The sequence below is a fragment of the Micromonospora sp. NPDC049836 genome (genome assembly GCF_044465125.1).
Lineage (GTDB): Bacteria > Actinomycetota > Actinomycetes > Mycobacteriales > Micromonosporaceae > Micromonospora.
Genome location: NZ_JBITLH010000002.1, coordinates 129446 through 141521 on the forward strand (window position 1 = coordinate 129446; position 12076 = coordinate 141521).

General features: G+C 74.7%; 10 protein-coding genes. 6 read left to right on the forward strand and 4 right to left on the reverse strand.

Translation table 11 applies throughout. The annotated features are described in order from the left end of the window. Positions 1–268 precede the first annotated feature (268 nt). Positions 269–3022 (forward strand): LamG-like jellyroll fold domain-containing protein, encoded by a 2754-nt coding sequence (locus tag ACIBPB_RS05130; protein WP_396838295.1) that lies wholly within the window; start codon positions 269–271, stop codon positions 3020–3022. 123 nt (positions 3023–3145) lie between these two features. Here the strand turns inward: ACIBPB_RS05130 and ACIBPB_RS05135 are convergent, their stop codons facing one another. Beyond that, a complete protein-coding gene (locus ACIBPB_RS05135; RefSeq protein WP_357326655.1) occupies positions 3146–3385 on the reverse strand; it encodes a winged helix-turn-helix domain-containing protein in 240 nt (79 codons plus the stop codon). 244 nt (positions 3386–3629) lie between these two features. On the opposite strand from ACIBPB_RS05135, the gene ACIBPB_RS05140 reads away from it, so the two are divergent. Together ACIBPB_RS05140 and ACIBPB_RS05145 are read left to right on the forward strand one after the other, a co-directional pair. Beyond that, positions 3630–3908, forward strand: a complete 279-nt coding sequence (locus tag ACIBPB_RS05140) for a cell division protein DivIVA (RefSeq protein ID WP_357326652.1) — start codon at positions 3630–3632, stop codon at positions 3906–3908. 2 nt (positions 3909–3910) lie between these two features. Beyond that, positions 3911–4174, forward strand: coding sequence for a hypothetical protein (locus ACIBPB_RS05145; protein WP_396838296.1), 264 nt, complete (start codon positions 3911–3913; stop codon positions 4172–4174). Between the two features lie 43 nt (positions 4175–4217). On the opposite strand, the gene ACIBPB_RS05150 is transcribed toward ACIBPB_RS05145, so the two are convergent. Further along, positions 4218–5333 (reverse strand): MerR family transcriptional regulator, encoded by a 1116-nt coding sequence (locus tag ACIBPB_RS05150; protein ID WP_396838297.1) that lies wholly within the window; start codon positions 5331–5333, stop codon positions 4218–4220. 274 nt (positions 5334–5607) lie between these two features. Between ACIBPB_RS05150 and ACIBPB_RS05155 the strand changes: the two genes are divergently transcribed. Beyond that, on the forward strand, positions 5608–6759 hold the full coding sequence (locus tag ACIBPB_RS05155) for a hypothetical protein (protein WP_396838298.1): 1152 nt from the start codon (positions 5608–5610) through the stop codon (positions 6757–6759). Positions 6760–6783: 24 nt separating this feature from the next. Here the strand turns inward: ACIBPB_RS05155 and ACIBPB_RS05160 are convergent, their stop codons facing one another. Beyond that, positions 6784–7341 (reverse strand): M23 family metallopeptidase, encoded by a 558-nt coding sequence (locus ACIBPB_RS05160; protein WP_396838299.1) that lies wholly within the window; start codon positions 7339–7341, stop codon positions 6784–6786. A 169-nt stretch (positions 7342–7510) separates the two neighbouring features. Here ACIBPB_RS05160 and ACIBPB_RS05165 point away from each other — a divergent pair, with 169 nt between their 5' ends. Then, positions 7511–10270, forward strand: a complete 2760-nt coding sequence (locus ACIBPB_RS05165) for an AAA domain-containing protein (RefSeq protein ID WP_396838300.1) — start codon at positions 7511–7513, stop codon at positions 10268–10270. A 5-nt stretch (positions 10271–10275) separates the two neighbouring features. Here the strand turns inward: ACIBPB_RS05165 and ACIBPB_RS05170 are convergent, their stop codons facing one another. Then, positions 10276–10962, reverse strand: a complete 687-nt coding sequence (locus tag ACIBPB_RS05170) for a VOC family protein (protein WP_396838301.1) — start codon at positions 10960–10962, stop codon at positions 10276–10278. A gap of 100 nt (positions 10963–11062) precedes the next feature. Between ACIBPB_RS05170 and ACIBPB_RS05175 the strand changes: the two genes are divergently transcribed. Continuing rightward, the gene (locus tag ACIBPB_RS05175; RefSeq protein ID WP_396838302.1) at positions 11063–12022 is read left to right on the forward strand and encodes a hypothetical protein; all 960 of its coding nucleotides are present in this window, start codon (positions 11063–11065) and stop codon (positions 12020–12022) included. Positions 12023–12076: the final 54 nt, after the last annotated feature.

The window sequence follows — 12076 nt, forward strand, 5'->3', positions numbered from 1 at the left end:
ACCCGGCACAGGTAACGGATCCCGACGCGGATAATCCGCGTCTTTCGCCGGGGCGCCGACGCTTTCCGTACGGCAGTTCGTCATGCCCTCGCACCGTTACGCCCGGTCGCCGGCAGCCGGAAATCATCCGTGCGCCACTCTCACCAGAGGAAATGTCTTGAGACCTGCATTAACGAGGTTCGGGGCGGCCTCGGCCGCCACGTCCCTGCTCCTGGCCGCGCCCGTTCTCATCGCTCTCCCGGCCCATTCCGCGTCAGCCGCCGACTGCGTGGGCGCGGTCGCGGACGACTCAGCCGCCAGCCGGATGGCCCAGGCCTGCGACCGCACCGTGGAGGTCTCGTCGCGGACCTCCGAGACCAACCTCACCGTCGCCAACCCGGACGGCAGCTTCACCATGCGGTCGACGCCGGTGCCGGTGCGGGCGCGTACCCCCAAGGGGTGGGCGGCCATCGACGTCTCCCTGCAACGGACGGCAGACGGCGGGATCGCGCCGAAGGTGACCACGGTGCCGCTGCGCCTGTCCGGCGGTGGGAGCGGCCCGCTGGTCTCCGTGGGTGAGCCGGGGGCCCGGTTCTCGCTGACCTGGCCGGCGGCCCTGCCGACGCCGGTCCTCACCGGGGACACGGCCACCTATCCCGAGGTCCTGCCGGGCGTGGATCTCGCGGTGACCGCGGAGCCGACCGGGTTCCGGCAGCTGCTCGTCGTGAAGTCCCGGGAAGCGGCGACGAACCCGGCGCTGCGCCGGGTGACCCTCGGGTTGGCCGCCGACGGCGCGCAGGTGCGTACGTCGGCCGGCAACGGCGTGGAGGTCGTCGACCGCGCCGGGAAGCCGCTGTTCGTCTCGCCCGGCGCGCACATGTGGGACTCCCCCGCGCCGATCCCGTCGATCGCCGCCCGGCCGGCGGCGGAACGCGCCCGGCTGCTGGCCGACCAGGCCGCCTCGACCGGCGGGGAGCCCACTCCGCACCGCCTGGTGCGGATGCCGGTCCAGGTGTCGAAGGACAGCTTGACGGTGCTGCCGGACACGAAGATGCTCGCCGCCCCGGACACGATTTTCCCGGTCTACATCGACCCGCCGTTCAGCAAGCCGTCACCGACGCACTGGACGAACGTGATGAACCACAATCCGAACCATTCCTACTACGGGGAATCCTCGGACATGCGGGTCGGCCGGCAATGGCAGACCTCGGACGTGTGGCGCTCACACATGCAGTTCAACATCGCCGAGATGTCCGGGGCACAGGTGCTGTCCGCCTCGCTGCACATCACCGCCGACCACACCGCGGACTGCGCCACCACCAGCATCGAGTTGTGGCAGACGCAGCTGTTCAACACCCCGTCGACCTACACCTGGTACAACGATTCCGACGGCGACTGGATGTCCCGGGTCGACACCGACACGTTCTCCGCGAACGAGAGCACCTGCCCGAAGGGCGACGACCCGGGCGAGTTCACCGGCAGCCTCCGGTCGAAGCTGCAGACCCAGGCCACCAACAAGGCCACCCGGATGGCGTTCGGCCTGCGTGCGACGAAGGAGTCCGACCAGTACGACTGGACCCGGTTCCACGCCTCCTCGGTCAGCTTGCAGGCCACCTACAACCGCACGCCGGGCACCCCGACGGGGATGGCGGTGACCGACTGCTTCAGCAGCTGCACCTCCAGCCCGGTGGTCGGCCGCCGGGACCCGGAGCTGTCGGTCTTCGCCACCGACCCGGACAGCGGCACCGTGCTGACGGTCTACTTCGACGTCCAGACCGCCGCCGGCGTCACGGTCGCCACGGGCGTGAAGACCGGCTACGCCTCCGGCCCCAGTACGCCGGCCCAACCGGCGAAGTGGCGGGTCACCCCGACGCTCGCGGACGGCGCCTACCGCTGGCGGAGCCGGTCCAAGGATGAGCAGGGCGCCTACTCCCCGTACACGGCCTGGGCGACGTTCCGGACCAGCACGACGGCACCGGCCCCGCCGGTCATCTATTCGTCGAGCTCGAGCCTGTACTTCGAGGACGACGGGTCCGGCAGGTCGTCAGGTGAGATCGGCCGGCGCGGTTTCATCACCGCGCGCACGCCCCAGGACTACAACAACCCCATCGACGACATCCTGTGCTCACTCGACGGATCTCCCTGGCAATCCGCCTACACGCAGAGCAACCGGGGGGTGATCGTCGACGGCGTCATGCAGCTCTGGTGGGGCGGGCAGTGCGAGGTTGTCCCGCGAACCGACCTGCTGCGGACCCTGACCGTCAAGTTCATCGCGGCCAACGGGATGTCGTCCACCGGGACCTACCAGTTCCGGGTCACCTCGCCGCCGCCCGAGGCGGGGCACTGGACCTTCGACGGCCACTACGACGACGACGAGACGCTGCTGGAGAACCCGCACGACCTGACCGAGCAAGACACCGCCCCGACCTTCGTCCAGCGACGGTGGACCGACCAGCCGTACCCGGAGGGCTATCAGGAGGCCAGTTTCAACGGCACCGCCTACCTCCGCAGCTTCGAGGTGCCCGTCGCCACCGGCCCGCTCTCCAGCACCGGGGTCCGCCGGAGCTTCGCCGTCGCGGCCTGGGTGCGCCCCACCGACCTGACCGCCAACCGCACGGCGATCTCCCAGTCGGGCGACAACCACAGCATGTACGAGCTGGGGTACCGCAAGGGGTCCGGTTACTGCTTCTCCATGTACGCGGCCGACACCACGACCACCGGCGGGACGCACGTGTGCGCCCCCGCCCCGGTGATCGCCGGCGAATGGGCGCACGTCGCCGCCGTCTATGACGGCACGGCGGGCACGATGACCCTGTACGTCCACCGCAAGGGCGCCGACGGGTTCATCGACGACTCCCGGACCGAGATCGCCACCGGCACCTTCACCAGCGTCTGGGACGGCGCCCACGTGTTCGGGGTGGGCGCGATCCAGGGCCCGGACGAGTTCTCGGTCAACAGCTACTTCATCGGCGACATCGACGAGGTCTGGGCGTACCAGCGGGCACCCGAGCTGTCGGAGATCGAGTTCCTCGCGGCGAACTGACGCCGAGCGCGATCGGATCGACCGTACGAGCGCCGGGGGTGGCACCGCCACCCCCGGCGGCTCCCCGGCGACCGCGGGACGGGACGGTGCGACGGCGGCCACCCACCCCGGCCGCCGGACCGGTCAGGGCTCCCGCATCCAGGTCTTCGGATCGGTCACGAAGACGCCCTTGCCCTGCTGGCGGCGGATCACCCGAAGGGCTTCAAGACGGGCATAGGCCATCTGCACGGTGCCGTGGCTGACGGCGTAGCGATCGCGCAGCTCGGCGATCGAGGGCAGCTTGTCCCCCGGCTTCAGCCTCTTCGATCTGACATCGGCGATCACATCGTCGGCGATGCGCCAGTAATCCGGCACTTCTCGCATGGCACTCCTCGCGTGGCGATCCGATTCGATCACACCGCGACTCGCCTAACAAGCAGCGTTGACTCATCTGACATGTCTAGATATGTTGAGCCGGAGTCGCTCCTCGCGTGGCACCGAGTTCGGCTCACTCCCCGGTCGGGGCGGGTGCGCGCGCCCGTCCCGACCCACCCGAGCAGGCCCGGACCCCTGTCGCGGCCGGTCCGGCGCAGCGCGTTTCGACCTCCGACCTCCGGAAAGGACCGACGTGACCCAGGTGTATCGAGGCGGGCAGCCCTACGGCAGCGGCCTGCCCGCCCGGCTCACCGCGCACGAGGCGCGGATCCGCGTGTTCGACTCGCGCGGCCCGGGCGTCGACCCCGACCAGGTACGCGAGTTCCAGGCCCAGGTCGCGGACGAGCTGGCCGAGCTGCACCGGTGGATCCGCCGGCTCGGCGAGGAGAACGGGCGGCTGCGCCAGGCGCTGCGCGACTGGCAGACGATGCACGCCCGCGAGTGCCGACCACCGGACGAGAGCCACCGGTAGCGGTGCGACCGCGAGCCGGCGACCTGCTGCGGATCGACGGCCGGGCCTCGGTGCAGTTCGCCGGCGAGCGGGCGCTGACCGTGCGGGTCGTCGCGGTCTGTCCCCGGCCGACGTACGCCGGCTGGGTCTGGCTGACCGGCTACGTCCTGGACCGGCGCGGCCAGGCGGTGGCGCGGCGCGAGGTCTTCGTCCAGCTCGCCGGACTCCGCCGGGCGGCCGGCGGCCCGGCGGGCGGTACCGGCCGGGCCACCGCCCGGCGGCGATGAACGGCCCCATGACGGCGCCGACGCGCCCGCCGGCACGCCGCGGTCAGGCCACGAGCAGGCGGAGCCCGAGTTCTGCCGCGTCGAGGGCGACGATGTCCCGGTTCCGCTCGGCCCAGCGGCCCGAGGCGAGGTCGGCGCGCAGGGTGCGGACCGCCCGCTCCTCGGCCTGCGCTCCGACCCGGGTCCAGACCGAGACCGCGCGGCGGACGTGGTCGTCCAGGTACGCCTCGGGCCGGCGCCAGTACGCCTCGAAGAAGCCGTCCGCGCAGTCCCACGGGACGAGCAGCGGCTCCGCGCGCCCGCCGATCGCGCGGGTCAGGTCGGCCAGCGACGGCCAGCCGACCAGGAGGTTCGCGAACTCGGGCAGGTAGTCGCGGGTGAGCCAGAACCGCTGACGCCAGCCGGTGTCGTCGGCGTCGTACGTGAACACCACCACCCGGCGGGCCACCCGGCGCATCTCGCGCAGCCCGGCGACCGGGTCGGGCCAGTGATGCACGGTGCTGACTGCCATCGCGGCGTCGAAGGACTGGTCCTCGAACGGCAGGTGCTCCGCGGCGGCGGCCACGCACGGCGCGGCACCCGCGGGGCGCTGTGCCCGCATGACCGCCGATGGTTCCACCGCCGTGACGTCCCGGTCGGGTGGTTCGTAGGAGCCGGTGCCGGCGCCGACGTTCAGCACCGTCCGGGCGTCCCCGAGGGCCGCCCAGATCCGCGCGGCGATCCGTGGCTCGGTGCGCCGCGTCGCCGGGTAGGCGGATCCGATGGTGTCGTACAACTGCGCGCCGAACATCTTCAACTGCTCCTCCGGGGTCGTCCTGAGTCCCATTGCGCGTGCCTCCAGTTCCCGGTCGATCGCCGCCACCATGGCGGCGGCCCGGTCGCGCTGGTCCGTCAGCAGGCCACGCAGCCGGCACAGGTGCGCGACCGCGTCGGTGGCCGGGTCGTCGACCAGATCCGCGATCTCCCGCAGCCCGAAGCCGAGCCGCCGGTAGGCGAGCACCTCCCGGAGCCGCTCCACGTCGGCCGCGGAGTAGGCCCGGTGCCCGGCCGCGGTCCGGGTGGACGGCACCAGGAGGCCGATCTGGTCATAGTGATGCAGCGTGCGGACGCTGACGGCGGCCAACTCCGCCACCCGCCCCACGGTCAGGTGCTCCTCCACGCGACCGACTATGGGACATGACGCCGCGTGAGGAGCAAGCCCACCGGCGCCGGTCGGCGGGTTCCCGGCATGGGCCGTCGCGGTCCCGGGATGGCCGCCGGCGGCGTCCGCCCCCGGATCGTGCCGCCCGCGCGGCTGCCCTCCGTCGCGGTGCCGACTTGTTAGCGTGGGGCGGCGGAGCGCCGACGGGCGCCTCCGCACACCCCTCGCCCGACCGCACCCGGCACGCACCGCGCCGCCGGGGACGCGCGGCTGCTCGACGGAGAGGGGTGCGATGACCGGGACGTCCGGCGCCGACGACGGCTCCCGCGCTGCCGGGGCGGATGACCGTAGCCCGACCGGCGGCGGCGCGGTGAACGGCGCCAACCCGGCGGACCACTGCGGGCCGGCGGCCGACGTCAGCCGGGCGGAGCACGGCGGGCCGGCGGAGCACGGCGGGCCGGCGGACGGCGGCGGGCCGGCGGACGGCGGCGGGCCGGCGGCCGACGTCAGCCGGGTGGAGCACGGCGGGCCGGCGGCCGACCCCAGCCCGGCCGGCGGGACCACCTCGGCGGAGGGGCCGTCCCGCGACCGGTGGCAACGGTGGCCGGCGGGTACCCGGCAATGGTGGGCGACGGCGCGGCAGGCGGCGGCGCGGATGTGGACGGCGGCCCGGCCCGTCCTGCGGCAGTTGCGCTGGCCGGACCAGGTGCCGGATCGCCCGGCGGTGACCCTGGTGGTGCGGCGGGTCGCCCCCGCCCTGCGGCTGCCGGCCCAGGGGCACGTCTACCACTTCGTGGTCCGCACCATGTTCACCTGGTCCTCCGACGACGCGCGGCCGGAACTGTTCGGCTGGTATGTCGACTACTTCCAGCCGCACGCGGCGCACCGGCTGCGCCGGATCGCCGCCCGGTGCGCCGCGCCGTTCCCGCCGGACCGCCCCGGGGCGGTGGCCCGGGCGCTGGCGGCGGCACTGACCGGCGAGAACGCGCTGCCCTGGGACTACACGTACGGGGACGTCACGCTCCGGTGCGAGCCGGACGTGTCCGTGCACCTGGACGAGCCGGTCCGCAAGCTCCTCCAGCCGTACTGGGACCAGCGCATCGCGCTGGAGTGGGAGCGTGACCTGCACCGGCGGCGGGCCGCGTACGCCGACGAGCACCCGCCCGGGCCGGCGCCGGGCGCCGACGCCGCACCGGCGCCCGGCATGCCGGAGTCGCTGCGGGAGGAGCGCCCGCCGCGCCAGCGGGGCACCGGGTCGGACGCGGTGCCGCCCCGCCCGGGGCAGCAGCGCCGGCGCGGCCCTCGGCCGCACTCGGCGGTGGAGCAGTTCAACCTGCTCGATCCCCTGCTGCAACCGCCCGCCATGCCCCCGGCCGAGCCCGACCGGCCGCAGCCGGAGGACCCGGCGCGGGGCGACCGGGAGACCGGCCCGCCGACGCCCTGAGCGCCGGCGGCACCGGGCCGGCGGTCAGCAGTTGTTGGTGCTGGTCTGGTTGCGCTTGAGGTAGTCCGACCAGGTGACGCCCTGGACGACCGAGACGACCACGCTGCCGTCGTGGATCTGCTCGTAGTGCAGGTGCGGGCTGAGGTCGTACTTGGCGGAGGTGGCGCCGACCTTGCCGATGACGGTGCCCTGGCTCACCTTCGCGCCCTCGGCCACCAGGCGCTCGCTGAGGTGGGCGTAGCGGGTGCGCCAGCCGTCGCCGTGCCCGATGACGATGGTGTTGCCGTAGCCGGTGGTGGTCGAGTAGTACGACTCCAGGACGGTGCCGCCGGCGCTGGCCACCACCCGGCGGCCCAGATCGTCGGGGTTGCCGTTCGCGTCGTAGTGGTTCCAGTCGATGGAGTGGGCCGGGCTGTGCCCGTTCCAGTTGTTGCCCTGCCAGGTCTGGCCGCACAGGAACGGCATCCGGAAGCCCGGCCGGGCCGCCTGCGCGGGCTGCACCCCGAGCAGCGCGCCGACGACGACGCCGACCGCGAGCAGTGCCACGAAGCGCCACCGGGTGGTGGTGAACGAGATGGACATCGGTCCCCTCCGCACAGATCAACGATGTTTGTCGATGCTAGGGCCCGCCGCCGTCCGGGTAAATACCTACGGAGGTGAATGCTCGGACAAAGGTTTCCTACATCCCGTTGTGCGCGGCGTCGGCGGCCGGCCGGTCCCCCGCGTCCCGGTACGGCAGAATCGGCGGGCGATGGACGCGGCGAGGATCCTCACCGCGCTCGCCGACCTGGCTCCGGCCGGCGCCGAGCGGACCTTCGACGTGTCCGGCGCCGGCCGCCCGCTGATCTGGTTGCCCGAGCCCGACCGGGGGCCGCGCGGCGCCCGGCTGGACCGGCTCGCGGCGCTGGACGCGCTGCACCGCGACGAGCGGATCCTGCGCCGGGGCCTGGCCTTCGTGGTCGGCGGGGCCGACCTCGACGGGAGCCGCCGGCGGGTCCGCGTGCCGCTGCTGGCCCAGCCGGTACGCCTGGACCGGACCCGCCGGGGCTACCGGGTGGTGCCGGCCGGGGACCTCGAACTGACCTCGTTGATCGAGGACCGGGAGCTGGCCGCCCGGCTGGAGGCCGCCCCGGGGCTCGCCGGACCGGGCTGGCTCGGCGCGCCCGGCACCGCGGCATGGCTCACCACCGCCGCCGAGGCGGCCGGCCTGAAGGTGGAGGCGGTGCTGGCCCGGCCACCGCGCGGCATCGACGACGGCGTGCTGACCGGGGTCGCCGCCGCCGCGCTCTTCACCACCCGCGACCTTTTCGGTGGCCGGCTGCGCGACACCCTGCGCGGCTGGGCGACCCGCCCCGGGCTGGCCGGCACCGCGCTGCACCGGCTCTACCTGGGCGGGGCCGCCGACGACGCGCCGCCGGAGCCCCTGGCCGACGACGGGGAGGTGCTGTCGCCGCTGCCGTTGAACACCGCCCAGCGGGACGTGGTGCGGCGGACCAGGACCCAGCCGGTGGTGGTCGTCTCGGGCGCGCCCGGCAACGGCAAGAGCCACGCCCTGGTCGCCGCCGCGCTGGACACGGTGGACCGGGGCGGCTCCGTGCTGGTGGCCACCCAGTCGGTGCACGCCGCCGACGTGCTCGGCGACCTGCTGCGTCGCCACCCCGGACCGACGCCGGTGCTGTTCGGCGACGCCGAGCGGCGGGAGGCGATCGCCGCCGACCTGGCCGGCGGCGCGGCCGCCGGGGTGGACGACGGCACGCTGCGGGCCGACGAGGCCGCCGTGTCCGCCGCCCGCGAGCGGGTCACCGCCGTGTCGGCGGGCCTGGTGGCCGCCCTCGACGAGGAACGCCTGGCCGCCACGCTGCCCGGCTGGCAGCCGCTGCTGCCCGCGCTGAGCCGGGACGCGCCGGGCGTGTTCGACCCGGACACCGACCTGGCGGCGGTGCGGGCCGCGTTGGCCGCCGCCACCCGGGCCGGCGACGGCTGGTGGCGGCGCTGGCGGCGAACGCGTGCCGGACAGCGGCTGCACCGGCTGGTGGGGGCCGTCGACACACCGGTGGACCGGGTGCGGGCCGCGGTGGAGGCGGCGACCGCGGTGCGGGCGGCGGCCCGGCTGGCCGCCACCGGCGGCACCGACCTGACGGCCGCCTGGCGGAGCCTGGCCGAGGCGGACGCCGTGCTGGCCGAGGCCGTCGGCACGGCGATGCGGCACCGCTCGGCCGGCGCCCGGCGGTGGACGGACGCGGCGCGGCGGGCCACCAGCGGGCTCGGCGTCGCGCTGCGCGCGGGCCGGAACCGCCGCCGTGAACTGCTCGCCGGGCTGGACGCCGAGGCGCTGGTGCGGGCGCTGCCGCTGTGGGTGGGCACGGTCACCGACGTGGAGGACCTGCTGCCCCCGGTGGCCGGCATGTTCGACCTGGTGGTGCTGGACGAGGCGGCGCACATCGACCAGCTCCGGGCCGCACCGGTGCTGGCCCGGGCGCGGCGCGCGCTGGTGGCCGGCGATCCCCGCCAGCTCCGGTTCGTGTCGTTCGTGGCCGACGTGGACGTCACCAGCACGCTGCGCCGGCACGGCCTGGACCGGTTCGGCGACCGGCTCGACGTGCGCCGGTCGAGCGCCTTCGACGTGGCGGCCGGGGCCGCGCCGGTCAGCTGGCTCGGCGAGCACCACCGGTCCGTGCCGCACCTGATCCAGTTCTGCGCCCGCCGCTTCTACCAGGACCGGTTGGAGCTGGTGACCCGGCACCCGCGCAACGAGCGGGCCGACGTCATCGACGTGCTGACCGTCGCCGACGCCACGGTCGTCGACGGGGTCAACCAGGCCGAGGTCGCCGCCGCCCTGGACGTGGTGCGGCGGCTCGCCGCCGTACCGCCGGCCGGCGGGATCGCGGTGGTCAGCCCGTTCCGGGCCCAGGCCGACGCGCTGGAGGCGGCGCTGCTGGCCGCCTTCGACGTCGACGAGATCGAACGCCTCGGCCTGCGTTCGGGCACCGTGCACGCGTTCCAGGGCAGCGAGGCGGACGCGGTGGTCGCCTCGCTGGGGCTGGTGGACGACGACCCGCCGGCGCGGCACCGGTTCGTGGCCGAGCCCAACCTGTTCAACGTGCTGGTCACCCGGGCCCGCGCGCACCTGACCGTGGTCACCTCGCTGCGCGCGCCGAGCGGGCTGGTCGGCGACTACCTGGCGTACGCGGACCGGCCGCCGACGGGCCCGGACCCGGATCCGGCGACGGGCTGGACGGCGGCGCTGGCCCAGGAGCTGCGCCGGCTCGGGGTGCCGGTGCGGCCCGGCTATCCGGTGGGCCGGTGGCGGGTGGACCTCTGCGTGGGCGCGGCCGAGGTCGCGGTGGGGGTGCTCTGCGCGGTGCACCCGGACGGCGTAGCCGCGCACGTGGAGCGGCAGCGGACGCTGACCCGGGCCGGCTGGCGGCTGCACGACGCGTTCGCCAGTCGCTGGGCCGATGATCCGATCCGGGCCGCCCTCGACCTGGTGTCCCGGTTCGGCCTGGCCTGATCGGCTCAGGCCAGCGGCACCTTGTCCGGCTGCGGCTGGCGGGCGCGCAGGAAGGCGCCCAGTCCGGTGGCGTCCTCGCTGGCCAGGAACGCGCCGCGGGCGTTGAGCAGCGCCTCGTCGGCGTGCGCCAGGCAGCCCCACACGGTGTCGCCCCAGGTGTCGGCGAGCTTCACCTCGGCCGGTTCCGGGCAGGCCTCGCCGCGCGGGCCGCCGATCTGGCACCGGGCCGCCGCGCCGCCGCGCCGGCTGAGGGTGGCGGCGGCCTCCCGGATCAGCGAGAAGCGGGCCTGCTCGCCGGTGTCCGGCCCGGCGGACTGCCCGGGCGCGGGCCGGCGCCGGCCGAAGACCACGGTGTTGCCGTCCGGGTCGACGGTGCGGCACTCGCCGCCGGGGGCGTGCTCGGGGTGACCGACCCGCTCGACGGGGTAGCCGGCGTCGGTGAGGCGCTGCGCGGTGGCGGCGAGGTCGTCGACGTAGAGGTAGATGAGCAGTGGCAGCTCCACGGTGACCAGGCGCGGGCGTACCGCGGCCAGCAGCAGGGCCAGCTCTCCGCAGCGCAGGTGGCACCAGCGGGAGTCGCCGTCGCCGCCGGCGCGCTCCTGGGTGTAGCCGAACGCCTGGTAGAAGCGCCGGGACGCGTCCGCGTCCGACACGTACAGCACCGGCACCTGGGCCCGCACTCCGTCACGCACCGCGCCACTGTATCCACCTCGGACCTGCGAATCACGTCTTGGAGATCAGGTGTTTTTCGGGTACAACCTCGGTCCCACCCGTCCGTTACCGTCACCACCCATGACGGTGATCACCCCGGTCCGCGCCCGGCTCGTTGACGGGCGGCTGCAGGTGTACGACCTCGCCGACCCGGCCGTGACCGGCCGGCTCTCCCCCGCCGCCGAATTCGACCTCGGCGGCGCCGACGGCCGGATCGAGGGCTGGGCGGTCACCCGCGACCTGCGCCGGCTGGTCTACGCGACGACCGACGACGTGCGGTGTGTCGACCCCGACGGCCGTCCGCTCTGGCGGCTGGACTTCGGTCCGCGGCCGGAGCAGCGGATCGTCAACGCCCGGGTCTCCTGCACGTTCTCCGCCGACGAGCGGCTGCTGTGGGTGTACCGGCCGGACGCGATGGCCATGCGCGACAAGCTGGACCGTTGGCTGGTGCTCGACGCGGCGACCGGCGCCCTGCGGGCCGAGGCCGAGCTGCTCAGCGTCGGCCACGGCGGGGAGCACTTCGTCGAGCCGGACGGCGAGCACATGCTGCTCGACGTCGGCGAGGGGCAGGACGGCTCGCGGGTGTTCCGGGGCCGCCTGACGGAGACCGGCATCGAGCTGCGCGACGACCTCTGGGACGACGACCGGACGGTGATCGGCTTCGCGCCCGACGGGCGGCAGGTGATGACCGTGCACCACGAGCAGGAGGACGCCGCCTTCCACACCTGGCCGGACGGGGCGGTGACGGCCCGGGTCCCGCTGGCCGCCTTCGGCCACGAGTGGGGCGATGCCGTCGTCGAGTGGGCCGGCGGCTACCTCGACGGGGACACCGCGGTCGTCGCGGTCGCCGGCGAGGACGAGGAGACCGAGGAGGAGTGGTACCGGCACCACCTGGTCGACGTCCATACCGGACAGCTCCGGGGCGCGTTCCCGGCGGCGCAGACCCGGCACGCGTACGACCTGGAACCGCTCGGCGACGGGACCTGGCTGCGGACCGACGACGACGGCCGACTCTGGCGCCACCGGTACGACGGCGCCTGACGGGGCGGCGCGACGGCCCGCGGCGGTCCGCTGCGCGCCGGTGCGGGCCGGTGC